9 protein-coding genes are annotated in these 23,317 nt (G+C 62.0%); 5 read left to right on the top strand and 4 right to left on the bottom strand.

Annotation, left to right across the window (positions count from 1 at the left end; translation table 11 throughout):
• Together APH42_RS15410 and APH42_RS15405 are read left to right on the top strand one after the other, a co-directional pair.
• Entirely contained in the window at window positions 1-3,345 is a 3,345-nt protein-coding gene (locus APH42_RS15410; protein WP_060493676.1) for a non-ribosomal peptide synthetase, read from the top strand.
• A gap of 12 nt (window positions 3,346-3,357) precedes the next feature.
• Window positions 3,358-15,186 (top strand): non-ribosomal peptide synthetase, encoded by an 11,829-nt coding sequence (locus APH42_RS15405; protein ID WP_060493675.1) that lies wholly within the window; start codon window positions 3,358-3,360, stop codon window positions 15,184-15,186.
• Window positions 15,187-15,424: 238 nt separating this feature from the next.
• Here the strand turns inward: APH42_RS15405 and APH42_RS15400 are convergent, their stop codons facing one another.
• Together APH42_RS15400 and APH42_RS15395 are read right to left on the bottom strand one after the other, a co-directional pair.
• On the bottom strand, window positions 15,425-17,884 hold the full coding sequence (locus APH42_RS15400) for a TonB-dependent siderophore receptor (protein ID WP_012273655.1): 2,460 nt from the start codon (window positions 17,882-17,884) through the stop codon (window positions 15,425-15,427).
• Window positions 17,885-18,011: 127 nt separating this feature from the next.
• The gene (locus tag APH42_RS15395; RefSeq protein ID WP_177336855.1) at window positions 18,012-18,872 is read right to left on the bottom strand and encodes a formylglycine-generating enzyme family protein; all 861 of its coding nucleotides are present in this window, start codon (window positions 18,870-18,872) and stop codon (window positions 18,012-18,014) included.
• A 165-nt stretch (window positions 18,873-19,037) separates the two neighbouring features.
• On the opposite strand from APH42_RS15395, the gene APH42_RS30150 reads away from it, so the two are divergent.
• Both APH42_RS30150 and APH42_RS15390 read left to right on the top strand, forming a co-directional pair.
• Window positions 19,038-19,199, top strand: a complete 162-nt coding sequence (locus tag APH42_RS30150; protein WP_171577262.1) for a hypothetical protein — start codon at window positions 19,038-19,040, stop codon at window positions 19,197-19,199.
• Window positions 19,200-19,314: 115 nt separating this feature from the next.
• The gene (locus tag APH42_RS15390) at window positions 19,315-20,196 is read left to right on the top strand and encodes a DMT family transporter (protein WP_012273653.1); all 882 of its coding nucleotides are present in this window, start codon (window positions 19,315-19,317) and stop codon (window positions 20,194-20,196) included.
• 3 nt (window positions 20,197-20,199) lie between these two features.
• Here APH42_RS15390 and APH42_RS15385 read toward each other — a convergent pair whose 3' ends face one another.
• The gene (locus tag APH42_RS15385) at window positions 20,200-20,658 is read right to left on the bottom strand and encodes a DUF4265 domain-containing protein (protein WP_012273652.1); all 459 of its coding nucleotides are present in this window, start codon (window positions 20,656-20,658) and stop codon (window positions 20,200-20,202) included.
• 13 nt (window positions 20,659-20,671) lie between these two features.
• Window positions 20,672-21,547, bottom strand: coding sequence for a DMT family transporter (locus APH42_RS15380; RefSeq protein WP_041166558.1), 876 nt, complete (start codon window positions 21,545-21,547; stop codon window positions 20,672-20,674).
• A 167-nt stretch (window positions 21,548-21,714) separates the two neighbouring features.
• Between APH42_RS15380 and aceK the strand changes: the two genes are divergently transcribed.
• Window positions 21,715-23,317, top strand: a 1,603-nt coding sequence (aceK, locus tag APH42_RS15375; RefSeq protein WP_060493674.1) for a bifunctional isocitrate dehydrogenase kinase/phosphatase, incomplete at its 3' end; no start/stop codon positions are given.

Here is a 23,317-nt window from a genome sequence, read left to right as displayed (position 1 = left end):
ATGAGCACCGATACCCGCAACACCGACCTGGTTCACCGCTTCATTCGGCTGCCACTCGAGCAGCGCAGGCTGTTTCTGGAAAAGCTGGCCTCCAAGGGCAGCAGCCTGGCGCAGTTGCCCATCCCGCAGGTGCGTGGGGAATTTGCGCAACTGCCGCTTTCCTTCGCCCAGCAGCGACAGTGGTTCCTGTGGAAGCTCGACCCGAACAGCGCGGTGTACAACATCTCTTCGGCCTTGCGCTTCAAGGGCGAGCTGGACCGGGCCGCTCTGCAGCGTGCCTTCGACACGTTGCTGGTCCGGCATGAAGCGCTGCGTACAACCTTCAGCCAACAGGGCGAGAAGGTGGTACAAGTGGTTCACCCGAGCCTGCCATTGACCGTGGCCTACGAGCACTTGAACGGTGCCGGCGAACATGCCCTGCGCGAGCAGGTGGAGCGTGAGGCCCGTCAAACCTTCGACCTGGAAAACGGCCCATTGCTGCGGGTGAAACTGCTGCAATTGAATGCTCAAGAGCATGTGCTGGTGCTGGTGCTGCACCACATCATTGCTGACGGCTGGTCCATGCCAGTGATGGTGGAAGAGTTGGTGCGCCTGTATGCAGCATACAACCAGGAGGGCGACGTGCAGTTGCCTACCCTGCCGATCCAGTACGCCGACTATGCTATCTGGCAACGCAGCTGGATGGAGGCCGGTGAGCAGGAGCGGCAGCTGGCTTACTGGACCGCCCAACTGGGGGGCGAGGACCCCGTGCTGGAATTGCCGACGGACCGCCCGCGACCTACGGTCAGCAGCCTTAAGGGCGAGCGGCTGGCGATCGACCTGCACGAGCAGCAAGCACATGCACTCAAACAGTTCGCCCAGCAACAGGGCGTGACGCCATTCATGGTGCTGCTGGCCAGCTTCCAGACCCTGTTGCACCGTTATTCGGGGCAATCTGATATCCGCGTCGGAGTGCCGGTGGCCAACCGCAACCGTGTGGAAACCGAGCGCCTGGTGGGGTTGTTCGTCAACACCCAGGTGCTGCGCGCCGAGTTCGATGTGCAGATGTCTTTCAGCGAGTTCCTCGGCCAGGTCAAACAGCGGGTCGTCGAGGCCCAGGCTCACCAAGACCTGCCGTTCGAACAGCTGGTAGAGGCCCTGCAGCCAGAGCGTAGCCTTAACCACAGCCCGCTGTTCCAGGTGATGTACAACCATCAGACCCAGGCCCGGGGCGAGCAGCACAGCTTGCCGGGGCTGGAAGTGCAAGCCGTGGCGTGGGACAACCATACCGCCAAGTTCGACCTGACCCTGGAAACCTACGAGCATGACAAGGGTATCGGCGCGGCGCTGATCTACGCCACCGACCTGTTCGATGCTTCGACTGCTCGCACGTTCGCCCGGCATTGGCAGAATCTGCTGACGGTCATCATTGAACAGCCTGCTCAGCGCATCGCCGACCTTGCCCTGCTGGACGATCATGAGTATCAGCAGATCGTCGAAGGCTGGAACGCGACCCTGGCCAGCTACCCTGATGACAGCTGTATTCACCAGCTGTTCGAAGCACAAGTGACGAAATCCCCAGATGCGCCAGCGCTGATTTTTGGCGAGCAGACGCTGAGCTATGGCGAACTCAATCGCCGGGCCAATCAACTGGGGCACAAGCTGCGCGAGCAGGGTGTCGGCCCGGATGTGCTGGTGGGCATTGCCATGCAGCGCAGCCTGGAGATGGTCGTGGGCTTGCTGGCTATCCTCAAGGCGGGTGGCGCCTACGTGCCGCTGGACCCGGAATACCCGCAGGACCGTCTGGAATACATGCTCGATGACAGCCAGGCGATCCTGCTTTTGTCAGAGACCAGCCTGATCACGCGCATGCCTGCGCAGTTCCAGTCGCGTACGCTGCTGCTCGATCAGTTGACGCTCGACGGCTACCCGGATACTGACCTGGCCTGTTTGACCACCGCCCGCAACCTCATCTATTGCATCTACACATCAGGCTCCACCGGCAAGCCCAAGGGGGTGCAAATCGAGCACCGCAGCGTGGCGGCCCTGATCGGCTGGTCGCTGTCGGTATACAGCCAGGCGGACCTGTGCGGTGTGCTTTTCTCCACCTCGATCTGCTTCGACCTGTCGGTATGGGAGCTGTTCGTCACCTTGTCGGCTGGTGGCTATGCGGTGTTGGCTGCCAACGCCCTTGAACTGCCTGACCTGGCGGCCAGGGACCGGGTGCGGCTGGTGAATACCGTGCCGTCGGCCATCAAGCAGCTGTGCGAAACCGGCAACATTCCGCCGTCGGTAAAAATCATCAACCTTTGCGGCGAAGCGCTAAAGCAGTCGATCGTCGACGATTTGTACCGCTTGGAGCATGTGAGCGATGTGTACGACCTTTACGGCCCGTCCGAGGACACTACCTACTCTACCTGCACGCTCAGGGCCGCTGGCGGCAAGGCCAATATCGGCCGGCCGTTGGACAACAGTGCAGCCTATGTGCTGAGCGGCGGCTTGCAACCTGTGCCGGTGGGGGCGGTAGGCGAATTGTACCTGGCCGGTGCCGGGTTGGCCCGTGGTTACCTGAAACGCCCGGGGCTCAGTGCTGAGCGGTTCTTGCCCAACCCTTTCGATGAGCAGGGCGGGCGTATCTACCGTACCGGTGACCTTGCCCGCTATCGCCCCGACGGTGTGCTGGAGTACGTCGGCCGGGTGGATCATCAGGTGAAGGTCCGCGGCTTTCGGATCGAACTGGGTGAGATCGAAACCCGCCTGCAGCAAGAGGCGGTGCGCGAAACCGTGGTCATGGCCATCGACGGGCCGGCGGGGCAACACCTGGTGGCCTATGTCGTGCCTACCGATGCCCGCGTGATGGCCGATGTGGCCGCACAGGAGACGCTGCGTGAAAACCTGCGGGCTGCGCTGCGCAAGAGCTTGCCGGAGTACATGGTGCCCTCCCACCTGGTGCTGATGGACAGACTGCCACTCACGCCCAACGGCAAGCTGGACCGCAAGGCGCTGCCGCGCCCGGACACTGCCCAGCTCTCAGAGGCCCATGTGCCGCCGCGTACGCCGCTGCAGCAGCAGGTGGCCGCTATCTGGGCCGATGTACTGAAAATCGAACGGGTTGGCCTGAACGACAATTTCTTCTTCCTTGGCGGGCACTCGCTGATCGCCACCCAGGTGACCGGTCGCGTCCAGGAGCAGGCGGGGTTGGCGGTCAGCCTGAAGGCACTGTTCGAAAACCCTGTGCTTGGCGACTACTGCACGCAGTTGGAGCAACTGGCACCGCTGGCGGACCCCGTTCAGAACGAACTGGCTAAATCCCTGGAGGCCTTGAAACGTCTATCTACGGAGGAAATTGAAAAGCTGCTTTCTTAGGAGATTTTTACTGTGCAAGAGCTGCTTGAGTCTGTAAAGCTACTGTCCACCAAAGAGCGCCAGGCCCTGGCAGCCTTGCTCAAGCAGCAGGGGGTGAACCTTTATGGCGTCACCCCGATCTTCAAGCGTGAGCCTGAAGCCTCCCTACCGCTGTCGTATGCCCAGCAGCGGCAGTGGTTTCTGTGGCAACTTGACCCTGGTGCACCGACGTACAACGTCCCGGCCGCGCTGCGTCTGCGCGGCCGCTTGGATGCCGAGGCTTTGCAGCGCAGTTTCCAAGCCTTGATCGCCCGCCACGAGACCCTGCGTACACTCTTCAGGGAAGAGGCACAGGGTACCGTCCAGGTCATTCACCCCGAAATCACCTTGGTGCTCGACATCCTGATGCTGCAGAGCGCCGCTGAGCGTGACGTGCTGGAGCAGGTGCAGGCCGAGGCGCGTCGCCCATTCGACCTGCAGCAGGGGCCGCTGCTACGGGTCAAGTTGCTGCGCCTTGCGCAGGACGAGCATGTGCTGGTGGTGACAATGCATCACATCGTCTCCGATGGCTGGTCGATGCCACTGATGATCGACGAGCTGATGCAGCTGTATGCGGGATACAGCCAAGGTGAAGACGTGCAGCTGCCAACGTTGCCAGTGCAATATGCCGACTATGCGATCTGGCAGCGTCAGTGGATGGAAGCGGGTGAGCAAGAGCGCCAACTGGCGTACTGGAAGGCGCAGCTTGGCGATGACCAGCCGGTGCTTGAGTTGCCGACCGACCGCCCACGTGCTGCCGCCAATAGCCACCGTGGCGCCCGGCACGAGGTTCGGCTGCCGGACGCGTTGGTGCATTCACTCAAGCAGCTTGCCCAACAGCAGGGTGCGACCTTGTTCATGCTGCTGCTGGCCAGCTTCCAGACATTGTTGCACCGCTATAGCGGGCAGCCGGACATTCGCGTCGGGGTGCCGGTTGCCAACCGTAATCGGGTAGAAACCGAGCGGCTGATTGGTTTTTTCGTCAACACCCAAGTGTTGCGCGCTGAGTTCGATCTGCAGATGACCTTCAGCGAGTTGCTGGAGCAGGTCAAGCAGCGAGCGTTGGGGGCGCAAAGCCATCAGGACTTGCCCTTCGAGCAACTGGTCGAGGTTTTGCAACCAGAGCGTAGCCTGAGCCACAGCCCGCTGTTCCAGGTGATGTACAACCACCAGATGCAGGCCAAGGGCAAGCAACGCAGCGTGCAAGGGTTGCACGTGGAGGGGCTGAGCTGGGATCACGACACGGCCAAGTTCGACCTGACCCTGGATACCTTCGAATACGAACACAGCCTTGGCGCCGCGTTGAGCTACGCGGTCGACCTGTTCGATGCTGCCACCATCGAGCAGATGGCACGGCACTGGGTGAACCTGCTGGAGGCCATCGTTCGCCAGCCTGGGCAGCGGATCGTCGAGCTGCCGTTGATCGGCCAGCAGGAGCAGCAGCAGATCGAGCGCGCCTGGAACCCGGCGCTGGCCCACTACCCGGCAGAGCGGCCACTTCACCAACTGATCGAAGCCCAGGTCGAGGCCGCCCCAGATGCCGTGGCGCTGGTGTTCGGTGAGCGTTCCCTGAGTTACGCCGAGCTCAACCGCCGCGCCAATCAACTGGCACACAAACTACTGGAACTGGGCGCCGGGCCGGATGTGCTGGTTGGCCTGGCTGTGGAGCGCAGCCTGGAAATGGTCATCGGCCTGCTGGGCATACTCAAGGCTGGCGCTGCCTATGTGCCGTTGGACCCAGAGTATCCACAGGACCGTCTCAGCTACATGTTCCAGGACAGCGGCATTCATCTGTTGCTGACCCAGCAGCATTTGCGTGATGCGCTGCCAGTACCGGCAGGGGTGAAAACCCTTGTGCTGGATGGCCACGCCGGCCTCGCGGGCTACAGCGACGCCAACCCCGTGTGCCGAGTGACCCCAGATAACCTGGCCTATGTGATCTATACCTCCGGCTCAACCGGCAAGCCCAAAGGCACGCTGTTGCCACACCGCAATGTGGTACGCCTGTTTGCGGCCACCCAGCACTGGTTCAACTTCGATGCCAGCGATGTGTGGACGGTGTTCCATTCCTACGCCTTCGACTTCTCGGTGTGGGAGTTGTACGGCGCGTTGCTGTATGGCGGTAAGGCAATCATCGTACCCAAGGATGTGGCGCGCTCCAGTGAAGACTTCCACGCATTGCTGGTTCGCGAGCAGGTCACCGTACTCAACCAGACACCTTCTGCGTTCAAGCCGCTGATCCCGGTGGCCTGCGAGGCGATGAAAGCGGGGCAGGGCCTGGCCCTGCGGCACGTGGTGTTCGGTGGCGAAGCCCTGGAAGTGAGCAGCCTGAAGCCTTGGTTCGAGGTATTCGGCGACCGTCGGCCGCGCATGATCAACATGTATGGCATCACCGAAACCACCGTGCACGTGACGTATCGGCCGGTCACTTTCGAAGACTTGCACAAAGGTGCCAGCAGCCCGATTGGCGAGGTGATTCCCGACCTGTCGTGGTACTTGCTCGATGCAGCATTGAACCCGATTCTGCCGGGTTGCACGGGGGAAATGTTGATTGGCCAGGCGGGCCTGGCGCGTGGCTATCATGGCCGCCCCGGGCTGACAGCCGAGCGCTTCGTACCGAACCCGTTCGATGGCAATGGCGGGCGCCTGTACCGCTCGGGCGACCTGGCGCGTTACCGCAGCGATGGCGTCATCGAGTACATCGGGCGAATCGATCATCAAGTGAAGATTCGCGGTTTCCGTATCGAGCTAGGCGAGATCGAAGCACGCCTGATCGAACAACCAGCGGTACGGCAAGTGGCGGTGCTGGCGGTGGATGCCGCCAGTGGCAAGCAACTGGTGGGTTACGTGGTGCCAGTTGAGTCTGAGGTGCTGCAGGACACCGAGCAGCAGGCCAGGCTACGTGACAGCCTGCGAAGCGAACTGAAGGCAAGCCTGCCCGAGCATATGGTGCCCGCGCATTTGCTGTTCCTGGAGCAGCTGCCGCTGACCGGCAACGGCAAGCTCGACCGCAAGGCCTTGCCTGCGCCTGATGCGAGCTTGTTGCAGGGCGAGTACGTGGCACCGCAAACCGAGCTGGAACGAGAGATCGCGGCCATCTGGGCCGACGTGCTCAAGCTGGAAAGAGTGGGCCTTGCCGACAACTTCTTCGAGCTGGGCGGCGATTCGATCATGTCGCTGCAGGTGGTCAGCCGTGCTCGCCAGGTGGACATACAGTTCACGCCCAAAGACCTGTTCCAGCACCAGACCGTGCAAGGTTTGGCTGCGGTTGCTCGGCGTGAGGTGAGTACGTTGATCGACCAGGGACGGGTAGTGGGGAGCATGCCGCTGACGCCGATCCAGCACTGGTTCTTCGAGTCAGATATCGTCGAGCGCCACCACTGGAACCAATCGGTGATGCTGCAAACCAGCGAGGTGTTGGACGAACATCACCTACAAGCGGCCGTGCAGGCGTTGGTGGCGCACCATGATGCCTTGCGCTTGCAGTTTACCCAGGCGCATGGCCGCTGGCAGGCCGAGTTCGGCGATGCAGAGCACGCCCTGTTATGGCGTCGTACGGTGGTAGATTCCGAGGCGTTGACGCAGCTGGCTGACGAGGCGCAACGCAGCTTGAGTCTGACGCATGGGCCGCTGCTGCGCGCCGTTCTGGCCGATTTGCCAGGCGGCGGCCAGCGCTTGCTGCTGGTCATCCATCATCTGGTGGTGGACGGTGTGTCGTGGCGTGTGCTGCTGGAAGATCTGCAGCAGGCTTATGAGGCGCTGCGCGATGAGCAGCCGTTGAAACTGCAGCCCAAGACCACCTCGTTCAAGGCCTGGGCCGAGCAGCTGCAGGACTATGCAGCCAGCGCGCAGCTGCAAGCGGAACTGGGGTATTGGCAGGCGCAACTGCAAGGCGCCAGTGATGCCTTGCCGTGCGACCGCCCGCAAGGCAGCAACCTCGAACGCCATGCCGCCTCGGTCAGCACCCAGCTGGACCGCGAACTGACCCGACAACTGCTGCAGGAAGCGCCGGCCGCCTACCGAACGCAGATCAATGACTTGTTGCTGACAGCCCTGGCGCGAGTGATCAGCCGCTGGACCGGTCGTGCCGAGGTACTGGTACGCCTGGAAGGCCATGGCCGTGAAGACCTGTTCGAGGGCGGCGACCTGAGCCGCAGTGTGGGCTGGTTCACCAGCATGTACCCGGTCAGGCTCAGCCCACAGGCCGGGCTGGTCAACTCGCTCAAGACCATCAAGGAGCAGTTGCGCGCGGTACCCAACAAAGGCCTTGGCCATGGCCTGCTGCGCTACTTGGGTAGCCCTGAAGCGCAAGCGACCCTGGCGGCATTGCCACGGGGTGAGGTCGTGTTCAACTACCTCGGCCAGTTCGACGCCAGCTTCGACCAGCAGGCAGGGTTGTTCGTGCCGGCCAAGGAGTACGGCGGTGCCACCCAAGATGAAAGTGCCCCGTTGGGCAGCCTCTTGGCACTGAACGGGCAGGTGTACGGTGGGGAGCTGAAACTGGGTTGGCGCTTCAGCCGGGACATTTTCGATACAGCCACCATCCAGCACCTGGCCGACGATTATGCGCAAGAGCTGGCGCTACTGATCGATCATTGCCGCCAACCGCAGCACCGTGGCGTGACGCCTTCGGACTTCCCGTTGGCTGACCTTACCCAGGCGCAACTGGACAACCTGCCGATAGAGGCCGAACAGATAGCCGATGTGTACCCGCTGTCGCCGATGCAGCAGGGCATGTTGTTCCATACGCTTTACGAACAGCAGTCCGGCGACTACATCAACCAGTTGCGCGTGGATGTTCAGGGGCTGGACGTGGAACGCTTCCGCCAGGCCTGGCAGGCGGCGGTGGATAAGCACGCGATCCTGCGCAGTGGCTTTATCTGGCAGGGAGAGCTCGACCAGGCTGTGCAAGTGGTACACAAGCAGGTCGTGCAGGCCTTGGCCGAGCACGATTGGCGTGGTCAGCCAGCGTCGGAGCAGCTGCAACGTCTGGCCGAGAGCGACCGACAAACCGGCTTCGCGCTGGACCAGGTTCCGTTGCAGCGGCTGACCCTGGTGCGCACGGCAGATGACAGCCACCACCTGATCTATACCAACCATCACATCCTGATGGATGGCTGGAGCACTTCGCGCCTGCTGGGCGAGGTGTTGCAGCATTACGCCGGGCAGCAAGCAACGGCGCCGGCCGCACCTTATCGTGACTATATCGCCTGGCTCCAACGCCAGGACGCGGCAGCAGCCGAAGCGTTCTGGAAGGACCAACTGGCACCGCTGGAGGAGTCGACCCGGCTGGCTCAGGTAGTACGCCGAAGCACTGCGCCGCAGTCAGGCCAGGGTGAGCACTATCAGTTGTTCGACCACTCGACGACCCAGCGCATCGAAAATTTTGCACGTGCCAACCGGGTCACCGTCAATACCTTGGTGCAATCAGCCTGGTTGCTGCTGCTGCAACGCTATACCGGTCAATCTGCCGTTTGCTTTGGCGCCACTGTGGCTGGGCGTCCGGCGGATCTGCCAGGGGTGGAAGAACACATTGGCCTGTTCATCAATACCCTCCCAGTCGTCGGTGCGCCGCGCAGCGAACAGACCGTTGCCGAATGGGTTGCCCAGGTGCAAGCCTGCAACCTGGCCTTGCGTGACTTCGAGCATACCCCGTTGAATGAGGTACAACGCTGGGCCGGCTTGGGTGGCGAAGCGCTGTTCGACAGCTTGATGGTGTTCGAGAACTACCCGGTTTCCCAGGCCTTGCAGGAAGGTGCACCCGATGGCTTGCGCTTTGGTCCGGTGGCCAACCTGGAGCAGACCAACTACCCGCTGACCCTGGCGGCCACCTTGGGTGACACCTTGGCCATTCAGTACAGTCACAACCGCGGCAGTTGGGACGACGAGGCTATCCAGCGTCTGGCCGAGCACTTCGGCAACCTGCTGCGGGCGCTGGTAAATGATGCCTCGGTGGCGATCGGCGAGCTGCCGATGCTGGGAGATGCAGAGCGCCAACTTTTGCTGCATGACTGGAACCAAAGCGAGGCAGTTAGCCCGTCGGGCCTGTGCGCTCACCAGTTGTTCCAGTTGCAGGCCCGAGAGCGCCCCGGTGCGACAGCGCTGGTGTTCGGCGAGCAACAGCTGACTTACCGAGAGTTGGACCTGCGCACCAATCGTCTGGCGCATCTGCTGACTGCGCACGGTGTTACCGCCAACAGCCTGGTTGGGGTTGCCGCCGAGCGTGGGTTGGCGCTGGCCGTGGCCTTGATTGCCATCCACAAAGCCGGGGCGGCATACGTCCCGCTGGATCCGGATTACCCGCAGGACCGCCTGACCTACCTGATCGAGGACAGTGGCATCGGCCTGCTGCTGGGTGACGCCGAGGCGATGGCGCGCATGCCGGTCCCTGCTGAGTTGCCATGTATCGAGCTACAGTCAGGTGAGGACTGGCTGCAAGACTGCAGTGAGCAGCCGCTGTCATGTGAGGTCTCGCTCGACAGCCTGGCCTATGTCATCTACACCTCCGGCTCCACGGGCATGCCGAAAGGGGTGGCCATTGCTCACCAGGCACTGTCAGTCTTCTGTGAAGTTGCCAGTGGTTATTCGCGACTGACGCCGGATGACCGGGTGCTACAGTTCGCCACGTTCAGTTTTGACGGGTTCATCGAGCAGTTCTTCCCGCCATTGTCACGGGGCGCCTGCGTGGTGATGCGCGATCAGCAGCTGTGGGACACAGACACATTCAGCACGCAGGTCATCCGCCACGGCATTACGGTGGCTGACTTGCCGGCAGCCTACTGGCGCTTGTTGGCGCTGGACCGTCGCGCTGCAGCTGCCTATGGCCAGCTGAAGCAGATTCATGTGGGGGGTGAGGCGGTGGCCTTGGACGGGTTGCAGGCCTGGCTGGAGGATGGGCCGGCGCAGGTGCGTCTGCTCAACACCTACGGCCCTACCGAGGCCACCGTGGTGGCGACCACGTACGATTGCTCAAGGCTTGCGCAGGTGCCTGCGGCACATAGCGGTGTACCGATTGGCCGCGCGTTGGCCGGGCGTACCCTGCGTGCCTTGGACGACGGCCTGTTGCCTACACCGATTGGCGTGCCGGGTGAGTTGTACATCGGTGGTGACGGCTGCCTGGCACGCTGTTATCACCAGCGCCCGTCGTTGACGGCGGAGCGCTTCATCCCTGACCCGCTGGCCGAAACAGCGGGGGCTCGCTTGTACCGCACCGGCGATTTGGGTTACTTCGATGAGCAGGGTGAACTTGCCTACCGTGGTCGGGCCGACCATCAGGTGAAAGTTCGCGGTTTCCGCATCGAGCTGGGGGAAATCGAGCAGCACTTGCAGGCGCACCCACAGGTTCGCCAGGCTGCAGTGATCGTTGTCGACCACGCCGGCCTCAAGCAGCTGTGCGGCTATGTGGTCGCGGTTGACCAGGGCGCGGATCAGGCGGAGCTGCGGGCAACGCTGAAGCAGTCTCTGAAGGCCGGCTTGCCGGATTACATGGTGCCGACCTACCTGATGCTGCTCGAGCACATGCCCATGACGCCAAGTGGCAAGCTCGACCGCAAACGCCTCCCGGATATCGATCAGACGCAGTCGCAGGGCGAGCATGTGGCTCCGCGCAACGCGCTCGAGCGGCAGTTGGCGGATATCTGGGGTGCCGTATTGAAAGTGGCGCAAGTCGGGGTAACGGACAACTTCTTCGAGCTCGGTGGTGACTCGATCATTTCGATACAAGTGGTGAGTCGCGCGCGCCAGGCGGGTATCCGCTTCACACCCAAGCAATTGTTCCAGTATCAGACCGTTGAGCAATTGGCCGCTGTAGCCGAGGTGGGTGAGCAGGTTGCCGATGACCCGGTGACAAGTAGCCAACAACCTTCGCTGGCCGGCCTGACCCAGACGCAGTTGCAGCACTTGCCGGTGCCGGTGGCGCAGGTTGACGCTATCTACCCTCTGTCGCCGATGCAGCAAGGCATGTTGTTCTACAGCGACCAGGGAGGGGACGCTGCGCTCTATCTCAACCAGACATCGGTTGCGGTCGACGGCCTGGATATCGAACGCTTCACCCAGGCATGGAAGCAGGTGGTGGCGCGTCATGACATTCTGCGCACCAGCTTCTGGTCAGACGCGCAACTGACACAGCCACTGCAAATCGTCCATCGCCATGTCGAGCTGCCGATCCGTGTGCTGGACTGGCGTGCGCGTGATGACCAGGCCGACGCTTTGCAGGCACTGGTCGATGCTGATGCCGAGCAGGCCTTCGACCTGTCGCAGGCACCGTTGATGCGGGTAACGCTGGTGCGCCTGGATGAACAGCGCATGCAACTGATCTGGACCCGCCATCACATCCTGATGGATGGCTGGAGCAACTCGCGGCTGTTGGGTGAAGTGTTCCAGGCTTATCACGGGCAAGCGCTGGATACCCAGGTACCGCGCTTCGGAGACTATATCCGCTGGCTCGAGGCGCAGCCCCAGGATGAGCTGGAGGCGTTCTGGACGCGCAAGCTTGGCAGCCTTGAAAGCTCGACCCTGCTGGAGCAGACGTTGCTGCCACGACCGGATGCCAACTTGCCTGGGCATGCCGCGCTGTACCTGTATTGGGATGCCAGGCGAACCGAGCGCCTGCGCGCCCAGGCTCAACGCTTGCGGGTAACGCCCAATACGCTGGTACAGGCTGCCTGGTTGCTGCTGCTGCAGCGCTATAGCGGGCAGCAGGCTGTCTGTTTTGGCGCCACCGTGGCTGGCCGGCCGGCGAATTTGCCGGGGGTGGACAACATGCTCGGTTTGTTCATCAACACACTGCCTGTCGTCCAGGCGCCTGCTGCACATTGGCGTGTCAACGACTGGTTGCAGCAACTGCAAGCCTACAACCTTGAGCTGCGTGACCATGAACATGCCACGCTGTCGAATGTTCAGCGCTGGGCGGGGCGCCCGGGGCAACCGTTGTTCGATAGCATTATCGTGTTCGAGAACTACCCGCTGGACGAACGCCTGAACGACAGTGGCGACAGTGCGTTGCAGTTTGGTGCAGTGAGCGAGCGCGGCGTCACCAACTATGCGATGGACCTGGCCGTGCACTTGAGCGAGACGCTTTCGGTAGAGTTCATGTACCTGCGTGGCAGCTTCAGCGAGGCCGCAGTGGCTGTTATCCGCGGCAGCTTCGAGCGGCTGCTCGAGGGCATGCTGGATAACCCGGATGCCACGCTGGGCAGCCTCGACATGCTGACACTGGAGCAGAGCCAGCAGGCCCGTCAGCGCAACACGCTGGCGGCAGCTACGACGCATGTTGCGCATCTGGCCCGGAGCATTGCCGAGCACGCTCGGTTGCGGCCTGACGCCCTGGCCGTCGTATGTGGTGATCAGCAGTTGAGCTATGCGCAACTCGACCAGCGCGCCAACCGCCTGGCGCACCATCTGATCGCCTTGGGCACCAAGCCGGAGAGTACGGTCGGTATTGCCCTGGAGCGTTCGGTCGAGGTGATCGTTGCCTTCCTTGCCGTGATGAAGACCGGTGCTGCCTATGTACCGCTGGACATTGATTATCCGCAGGACCGTTTGCAATGGATTGTCGAAGACTCGGCCATGCACCTGCTGCTGACCAACAGTGCCTTGAGCCAGCGTTTCGACACGGTTGGGCGAATCGTAGAGCTCGACCGCCTGGCGCTGGCGGGCCTGCCTGACGGTGTGCCACGCGCGCGGGTGGAAGATGACAACCTGGCGTACCTGATCTACACCTCGGGTTCGACTGGCAAGCCCAAGGGGGTGGCCGTCAGCCATGGGCAGATCCGCATGCACTGCCAAGCCATTGCCGAACTTTATGAGATGGACGAAAGCACCCGTGAGCTGCTGTTCATGTCATTCGCTTTCGACGGCGCGCAAGAGCGCTGGCTGTCGACGCTGTCGTCGGGTGGCTGCCTGGTGATCCGTGGCAATCGCCTGTGGACGGCAGAGGAAACCTGGCAGGTGCTGCATGAGCAACGCATCGATATCGCCTGCTTCCCTCCGGCGTATCTGCAGCAGTTGGCCGAGTTCGGCGAGAGCCAGCAACAGGTTGCACCGCCAGTGCGTATCTACTGCTTTGGTGGCGATGCGGTGCCCGATGCGTTGTTCGAACTGGTCAAGCGCACGCTAAGGCCACAGTACCTGACCAACGGGTACGGGCCTACCGAGACGGTGGTGACACCCCTGCTGTGGAAGGTATCGGCCGATCAGTCCTGTCAGGCGGTGTATGCGCCGATTGGCGATCGTGTGGGCCTGCGTACCTTGCAGGTACTCGACCAGGACCTCAACCCGTTGCCTGATGGCGTGGCGGGTGAGCTCTATATCGGCGGTGAAGGGCTGGCGCGGGGGTATCACCAGCGTGCAGCGCTTACCGCCGAGCGTTTTGTCGCGGACCCGTTCGCGGAAGGCGCGCGTCTTTATCGCACTGGTGACCGCGTACGCCGCCGTGCCGATGGCACCTTGGACTTCATCGGCAGGCTGGACAACCAGTTGAAAATCCGCGGGTTCCGTATCGAGCCGGGCGAGATCGAGGCGCGCTTGCGCAACTTGGCCGATGTCCGTGATGCGGTTGTGGTGGCGCGTGAAGGCGCCACCGGCAAGCAGTTGGTGGGTTATGTGGTCAGTGGCAGCGAGAAAACGAACCCGGCACAACTGCGTGAAGCCCTGCGTACCGAGCTGCCGGACTACATGGTCCCGGCGCAACTGGTGGTGCTGGAGGCGATGCCGTTGACGCCCAATGGCAAGGTCGACCGCAAGGCGCTGCCGGCGCCTGATTTTGCCGCGCATCGGCAGCACCGGGCACCGCGCAATGAAGCCGAGTTGGCCTTGGCGCACATCTGGCAAGACGTGCTGGGTGTTGAGTCGATTGGAGTCGACGACAACTTCTTCGAGCTGGGGGGGGATTCGCTTCGGGTGCTGAAAATGCTCTCCAAAGTGCGTGCGCACAGCGATTTGGCGCTGGATATGAAGTTGCGTGACGTGATGGCCAAACCGACCATTGGTGAGCTGTCAGGTTATTCGGCGGATGAAGCCTGCCTGGATCCTGTGTTGTTGCTCAACACCCGCGTGGCCCATGCCACACCGTTGTTCTGCCTGCATGCAGGTTTCGGCACGGTATTCGATTATGAGCCGCTGGCGCGTCGCCTGGAGGGGCATTGCAGTGTTTATGGCGTGCAGTGCCGAATGCTGCTCGACCGCACGTGGCAAGATGAATCGTTGCAGGCGATGGCTATCGACTATGCCCAATACATCCGCCAGAAGCAGCCGGCAGGCCCATACCGCTTGGCAGGCTGGTCGTTGGGGGGAACCCTGGCGGTGCTGGTAACCAAGGAGCTGGAGCGTCAGGGCCAGACGGTAGCATTGCTCGGCCTGGTGGACAGCTTCGTGCCCTGTGCATTGCATACCGAGGTGGCCGAGGACTGGACGGAGGATTTGCAGGGCTTCCTCAGTGTATTGCTGGGTGTGCCAAAAGACCGCCTGGCAGTCCCTGAGCTGGCCGTGGGGACGGACGTTTCGACGTTGCAGGGTGCCATCGAGGCCGTTCGTGCTGCGCAGACCGAGCCATCGCTTTATGCCGATATCGACAGTTCGGAGCTGGCCCATACCTTTGCGGTGGCGATGCGTCTGAAAGCCTTGTCATTGAACCTGACCAGCCTGCCTCCCACCCACGCCTTGGCGACATGCTGGTGGGCGGGCCGCAATGGCGACGCGGCCTGGGCTTTCGCAACGAAGGCAAGCCATGCAGTGGAGGCAGGGCACTACGACATTCTCAGGCAGCGTGAAGTTATCGACGGTCTGGCCATGCACTGGTTGAAAGAGGGCTCCATGGTCGAGTAACGGTCACTGTCAGGTTTACAGGGCACCATCACCTCTCGCCCCACGCCGACAGCACACAGGCTGTCGGCGTGGGGCGATGTCGTTTGCTCAGCGCGTAGACGTGACCTTGCTGTCCTGGGTAAACATGCGCAAGGGCAGCGCTTTAGGTGTGCGGCGGGAAGTTGAACGCAGTGACGGGGAGGTGACGCGGGGAGTGTGTGGCCAGACCCAGGACTTGCGTGGGTCTGGCCAGCGCGGCTTAGAAGTCGTAGCGCAGTGACACCGTAGCGTTGCGTGGTGCACCGTAGTGGCCATAACTGCCGGCCATGCCTGCATAGTACTTCTTGTCGAATACGTTGTTGACGTTAAGCGTGGCCGCCAGGTTCTGGTTGATGCGGTAGCGAGCCATCAGGCTGGTGACGAAGTAGTCATCCTGGGTGACGTGGCTGTTATAGCGCGCATATTGCAGTGTGGATTTGGAGTTCCAGTTCACGCCCCCACCCACAGTCAGCTTGTCCCATTCGCCTGGCAGGCGGTAGGTGTTCCAGAGGCGGAAGGTGTCCATTGGCAGTTGGGTGGTCAGCCTGTTGCCGTCAGCATCCTCGGTGCGGGAGTGGCTGTAGCCGGTGAAAACGTTCCAGCCAGGTAGCACTTCGCCCGAGAGCTCCAGATCCACGCCTTTGGTTTGCGCACCATCCACTGCTTTGTAGGCATTACCGCCGTTGGGTGCAGGTTCGGTGGTCTCTTCGGCGAAGTTATCCCTTTGTACCAGGTAGATGGCAACGTTGGCGTTCAAGCGGCCATCCAGGAATTCGCCTTTCCAGCCCATTTCGTAGTTCTTGCCGACTTCCGGGTCAAGTGGTTTGCCGCTGGCGTCGATATTGCTTTGTGGCTTGAAGATGTCGGTGTAGCTGACGTACACCGATTGCTCATGGGTCAGGTCATAGACCAACCCCGCATACGGCGTCACTACACCATGCTCTTTCATGTTGTAGGTGGTCGGCGCATCGGGGCTGTCGATGATGCCAAGGCTGTAGTCGAAGCGGTAGTCGGAAGCTCGCGCGCCCAGAATCAGATGCAGGTCATCGGTGAAGTTGAACCGCCCGGCTAGGTAGTAGCCGCTTTGGCGGTTGAAAATGTCATATTTGATGCTTGGCGAAAGCTCGTCTTTACCGGGTTTTGGGGTCACGTTTTCCCACGTGAAGTAGTTGATATCCTGATCAGGCCCGGCGTATTCGCGATGTTTGTTCTCGTACTCAAGATAGTTGTAGCCAAAAATGAGTTCGTGACTTTGGCCAAACAGTTGAAACGGCCCTTGCAGGGAGGCGTCAACACCTTTTTGGTATTGATCCGCCGAGGCCACGCCAGCACTGATGGTTGTTGAGCCATCCGGTTCCAGGTATGACCTGTTGGTTCTTGTCGAAACGTAGGAAGAGAACGTATTGCGATCAACGTCCATGTACAGGGTCGAGACTTTCAACTGCCAGTCGTTGGCCAGTTGCTGTTCGAGCGTCATGGTGTAGTTGGTGGTTTCGTAGTCGTCATAACCCCAGCGAGCGTCGGAACTTTTCGAACGAGAAAAGTGGGTGGGCTGGCCGTTGGTGAAAATGAGTGGAACACCCGAGGCACCGTTGACCTTGTAAGTTTGCCGGTCAATGCCGAAGCGAACCAGGGTGGTGTCGGTCAGGTCGGCCTCCAGGGCACCGTACAGGATGCTGCGGTCCTGGGTGTACCAGTCCATGAACGTGTGGTTGTTTTGCTGCGCAGCGACAAAACGCCCGCGCACGTTGCCTTCCTTGGTCAGGGGACCAGAAACGTCAGCCTCGGCACGGTAGTAGTCCCAGGAGCCGATATCGCCCTGGATGTAGGACTTGAACTCGCGCGTCGGGCGCTTGCGGATCAGGTTGACCACCGCACTGGGGTCACCGGCACCCGTCATCAGGCCCGTTGCACCACGGACGATCTCCACTCGGTCATAAAGGGCCATGTCCAGCAGGGTGCTGGGCATGTTGCGAGTCTGGTTGTCCTGAAACGTGGTAACACCATCGAACTGGTACGTGTTGATGGCACTGCCACGGGAATAGATGTTGAAGCGCTCACCACCATCCTGGGACATGGTGATGCCAGGTGTCTGCTTCAGCACATCGGTCATGCTGCTCAGGTGCTGGTCATCCATTCGCTGGCGGGTCACCACAGTGATGGTCTGTGGCGTCTCGCGGATCGACAGGTTCATTTTGGTGGCTGTATTGGTCACACCCGTGGTGTAGGAACCAGTGCCTTCGGTAGTGGCGCCAAGGCCAGTGCTATTGACGTTGGTCGCCGAAAGCTCGACCTGACCGTCCTTTCCCGCCGAACTCGCCGTCACGGTCACGGTGTTGCCATCGATCTGATAACGCAGCCCGGTCCCCTGCAGCAGGGTGCGCAGCGAGGACTGCAGGTCATGCCGGCCCTTGAGCGCCGTGGAACGCAGCCCGCTGATGTCCTCCGGGCTATACAGCAATTGCATATCGGTCTGCTTGGCCAGTGCCTGCAACGCCGAATTCATCGACTGTGCCGGAATATCCAGGGTCCACTCCTGTGCCTGCACCTGGGCAACCAGCGCCGTGGACAGCGCCAGGCCCAGACCGACGCGAGACAACGCGTGCCGGGGGCGAAGGGAGTGACGGATCAGTAACGCTTTGGCAAGCGGGTTGAGCGGGCCGGGCAAGGACTTGGACATCTATTGCGGTCTCGTTGGCAGAGGGGTTTTTTTCTATGTCTGGTATGTGACGCAGCAACCGTGAAAAACCGGAACGATTCTTATTGACTGTATTTTTCACCACTGCTGCGTTAACCGCGTCACAACTTCACAATTCGCGTGCTACACGAAAACCGAGGAAGTCGCCGCGGGTGGTCTTGAGGCGGTCGTTGCGGTTGGCTGAGCGCGAGAAGATCGGCGGCTCGCCCCAGTCGTTGCCACGCATGTGCGCGCGGATGCACGTGGGGTCCTGGATCCAGGCGCTGCCGTCGCTTGGGGCGCCTTCGTAGCTTTCGTGGTAGCAGTCGGCAACCCACTCGTAGACGTTGCCGTGCATGTCGTACATGCCGAAGGCATTGGCCGGGTAGCTGCCCACCGGCGCGGTGTAGGTGTAGCCGTCGCGGGGGCCGTAGGTGTTGGCGTGCTTGCTGATCTCATACTTGCCCGGCTCGTCGAAGGGGAAGGGGAACGGCCCGGTGGAACCACCGCGGGCGGCGTATTCGCGCTCGGCCTCGCTGACCATGCGGTAGGGTTTGCCGGTGGTCTTGGCCAGCCACTGGGCGTAGGCCTGCACTTCGTCGTAGTCGACGCACACCGCCGGCTGGCGGGGGCCTTGCTTGTAGGTCGGCTTGCTGGCCTCGCACCAGCGGCCGGGGCGGTCGTCACCGCTTTTGATGACGGTGCCGGTGGCCTTGATATAGGCATCCAGTTCGCCGGCGGTAACCTGGTAGCGGCTCATGGCGAACGGCTTGGCGAAGGTCACGGTGTGCAATGGGCCTTCGTCGGGCTGGCGGCCGACTTCGTCGTCGGGCGCGCCCATCACGTAGCTGCCGGCGGGCAGCACGACCATTTCCGGGCAGTCCCTGCAGTCTTTGAACACGTCGCCGGGCTTGGCGGCGTGGGCGTAGGCGCTGACCAGCAGCAGGCAGGTGATCTGGGCTGGCCGGTAGAGCCAGGTGGATACGTTCATCGGTGATCCTCGAAACGGGTGAATGCGTGCTGCGTTTCGCATTCAGACGAGCCGGGGCGGTGGAAAATTAACCAGCACTGGCGCCGCACCTATACCGACGAGGTTGTCAGCCGTGAGTCGCCGGGCTATAGTCCAACCCATTGTTCTCTTCCCGAAGACCTGTTCATGCCAGCCAGCCCTTCCACCCCATGCTTTGCCATCGCGCCCGTCGCGGGCATGGTCGTGCGTGGTAGCCAGCAGCCGGTCATGATCAGTCATTACCCACCACCTGTCAGTGGCGTTGTAGGCGGCGTAGCTCCGCCTCCTTGCGTGGTCGTGCTGGGCTGATCGGCTTCTGGCCGCCCCCTTTCGCACACGCAACCTACTGAACACGGTCGGCTACTTCCCTCGCTGAAGCGCACGCCGTCCGTTTGGCTTATCTGCCTATATCAGGTGGCAATACATGTCTGTCTTTAACAAAGCATCCGTGGCCTCGGCGGCCACTACCAGCCTGTTCGTCCTGCTGTGGAGCAGCGGGGCGATCGTCTCCAAGCTGGGCCTGGCGCATGCCAGCCCGTTCGCCTTTCTGCTGTTGCGCTCGGCGCTGGCCCTGGCCGGCCTGTTGATGGTCAGCCCGCTGCTGGGGCTGCGCTGGCCGCGTACACGCGGGGGCATTCTGCGCGCCCTGGGTACTGGGTGTGTGCTGCTCGGCGCTTACCAGATCTTCTACTTGCTGGCGCTCAACACCCACGTCACCCCTGGCGTCATGGCCACGGTGATGGGGGTACAACCGATTCTCACCGTGGTGCTGATGGAGCGTCAGCGCTCCTGGAGCCGCCTGTTCGGCCTGGGGTTGGGGCTGGGCGGCTTGATCATGGTGGTCTACCAGGGCATCAACCTGGGCGGGGTGTCGCTGGCGGGGATGCTGTTCGCCCTGCTGGCGCTGGTCAGCATGACCTTTGGCTCGATCCTGCAGAAGCGCATTACCGACAACCCCATGGGCACGCTGCCGCTGCAATACCTGGCGGGCTTCGCCATGTGCGCGCTGTTCGCACCGCTGCAGCCACTGCAGGTGGCGTGGACCGGCGGTTTTGTCGGTGCGCTGCTGTGGATGGGGCTGGTGGTTTCGCTGCTGGCGACCTTGCTGCTGTACCGCTTGATCGCCAAAGGCAACCTGGTCAACGTCACCAGCCTGTTCTACCTGGTGCCAGCGGTAACCGCGGTGATGGACTTCCTGATCTTCGGTAACCGCCTGGCACCGCTCAGCCTGCTGGGCATGGGGCTGATCGTGGTGGGCTTGCTGTTCGTGTTTCGCAAACCCGCCGCGCGCTTGGCAGAGGCGTAGGCCTTAGCGGAACTCTTCGGGGATGGCGTGGTGCAGTACGCCTTCCTCGAAGTCCAACAAGCCGGCCTCGCGCTGGGTGAGCAGGTAATAGAGCAGGGTGTCGAGCGAACGCTGCGGCGGGACCTCGACCGCCAGCATCTTCACTGCCTGCTCGGTTTCGCAGTTGCAGCCGAAGTCCTGCAAGGCGGCGCGCACCTGGTCGAGGGTTTCCGGTGGTTTGACGATCACCCGGAACACCGAGCTGCCGCTGCTGTGGCACAGTTCGGCGAACCAGGTCTCGCCTTGTTCTTCACGGGTAGCGATGACGTCACCCGGGGCGATGCCGTAGACATGGAAGGGAATGTTGTCGACGGCGTAGCCACCTTCCACGGCCTTGGCCCACAGGCCCTCGACCGAGGCCGGTGGGTAGCCGTTTGCGTCCTGCTCCAGGCGGAACAGGACCTTCTTGTACGCGCTGCTCATCGTATGCTCCGCCTCAACTGCGCGCCGGCCGCAGTACCAGCCACAGTGCCATGCCAATCAGCAAGCCGCCGTACAGGTGTGCCATCGACAGCGGCTCGTCCAGCAACCACGCCCCCCACAATACGCCGAATACCGGGATCAGGAAGGTCACGGTGCTGGCTTTGACCGGGCCGATTTCTTCGAGCAGGCGGAAGTACAGGATGTAGGCGAAGGCGGTGCACAGCAGGCCCAGGCCCAGCAACGACAGCCATACCTGCCAGCCGCCCCAGCTGGCGGGCGGCTGGCTGAGCGCGCTCCAGGCGAACACTGGGCTTAGCAGCAAGGTGGCGCCAAGCATGCTGCCCAGCGCCGACAGGCGGCTGTCCAGGCCGCTGACCCAGCGGCGCGCGAGGAACCCGGCAAAGCCATAGCAGGTGGTGGCCGCCAGGCAGGCGAGGGCGCCTTGCAGCAAGGCCATGTCCAGCGCTACCGGGCCGGCGCCGCTGAGGATGCCGACGCCAAACAGGCCCAAGAAGATGCCGCACAGCTTCGGCAGGGTCATGGGTTCGCGGAAGAACAGCATGCCGATCAGCACGCCCATCAGCGGCGTGGTGGCATTGAAAATCGCCGAGTAACCGGCCGGCAATACCTGAGCGGCGACGGAATAGAAGGTGGCGGGGATACCGGAGTTGATCATGCCCAACACCAGGCAGGCGCCGAGCTTGCCCTGGAAGTCCCAGCGCACGCGGGCGGCGGCAACGATGGCGACCAAGCCGAGGCAGGCGATGGACACACGGAAGAACGCCGTCGGCACCGTGCCGAGTTCGGGGGCGATGATGCGCATGAACAGGAAACTCGCCCCCCAGACGGCGGCAAGGGTCAGCAGGCGGGCTAGGGCGATGGGGCTCACGGCGGTCTCCGGGTACAGGGCAGGGGCGCGAGTGTACGTCAGGGGGCAGGGGGATTCTTGTGCTTTCTTGCGGTGCAATTCGGATCCCTCGAACAGGCCGGTGCTGGCGACACTCCCTCGAGAGTGCGGCTAAGCTGTCTATCTCACCCCGCACCGAGGTGTCCCGCATGACTCAGCACTGGCCTGCCGGCGAGATCGCCCGGATGATCCTCGATGGCTTCGACGACTATCGCGAGCACTTCCGCCGCATCACCCTCGGCGCGCGCGAGCGCTTCGAACAGGCGCGTTGGCAAGATATCCAGCGGGCCGCCGCTGCACGGATCAACCTGTACGAACAGAAGGTCGGCGAGGTCAATGGCTGGTTGCGTGATGCATTCGATGATGAGGTGCTGCTGGAGGTGGAGCAGTGGCCTCTGGTGAAAAGTGCCTACATCCGCCTGATCGACCCACGGCTGGACGATGAACTGTCGGAGACCTGGTACAACTCGTTGTTCTGCAGTTTGTTCAGCCATGACCAGATCAGCGACGGCTGCATGTTCATCCACACCACCCGGCCATCGATCCGCAGCCACCAGCGCGCTGCGCAAACCCGTACCTATTGCCTTGATGCCAGCCTCCAGAGCCTGTTGCGGGCAATCTTCGCTGACTACGCGTTCGCTTATGGCGACCTTGAAAGCGACGTGTCACGGCTTGAAGCGCAACTGCGTGAACACCTGCCGGACTGGGTATGCAAGGACTCGACGCTGACGGTTGAGCTGTTTTCGCCTGTGCTGTACCGCAACAAGGGGGCCTACCTGGTCGGCAGGCTGTACAACAGCGATGAGCAGTGGCCGCTGGTGATCCCGCTGCTGCACCGCGAAGGCCATGGGGTGGAGGCCGATGCGTTGATCACCGACGAGGCCGAGGTGTCGATCATCTTTTCCTTCACCCGCTCGTACTTCATGGTCGATGTGCCGGTGCCGGCGGAGTTCGTCAACTTTCTCAAGCGTATCCTGCCGGGCAAGCATATTGCCGAGCTGTACACGTCGATCGGTTTCTACAAGCACGGCAAGTCGGAGTTCTATCGGGCGTTGATCAACCACCTGGCCAACAGCGATGATCGCTTCATCATGGCGCCGGGGGTGCGTGGCATGGTCATGAGCGTATTCACCCTGCCGGGCTTCAATACGGTGTTCAAGATCATCAAGGACCGTTTTTCGCCGTCGAAAACAGTCGACCGGGCCACGGTGATCGACAAGTACCGGCTGGTGAAAAGCGTCGACCGAGTGGGGCGCATGGCTGATACCCAGGAGTTTGCCGATTTTCGCTTCCCACGTGACAAATTCGAGCCGGAGTGCCTGGCCGAACTGCTCGAGGTAGCACCGTCGACGGTGGTGCTGGAGGGCGACACGGTGCTGATCCGACATTGCTGGACCGAGCGGCGCATGACGCCGCTGAACCTGTACCTTGAGCATGCCAGCGAGGGCCAGGTGCTGGAGGCGCTGGAGGATTATGGCCTGGCCATCAAGCAGTTGGCGGCGGCGAACATCTTCCCCGGCGACATGTTGCTGAAGAACTTCGGCGTTACCCGCCATGGCCGGGTGGTGTTCTACGACTATGACGAAATCAGCTTTTTGACCGAGGTGAATTTCCGCCACATCCCGCCGCCGCGTTACCCGGAGGACGAAATGTCGGGCGAGCCGTGGTACTCGATCGGGCCCCATGACGTGTTCCCCGAGGAGTTTCCGCCGTTTCTGTTTGCCGATATGGGCCAGCGGCGGCTGTTCAGCC

The organism is Pseudomonas sp. NBRC 111140 (assembly GCF_001320885.1).
Classification (GTDB): domain Bacteria; phylum Pseudomonadota; class Gammaproteobacteria; order Pseudomonadales; family Pseudomonadaceae; genus Aquipseudomonas; species Aquipseudomonas putida_P.
Note: the sequence above shows the minus strand (reverse complement) of the source record. Positions and strands in the feature narration are given on the sequence as shown.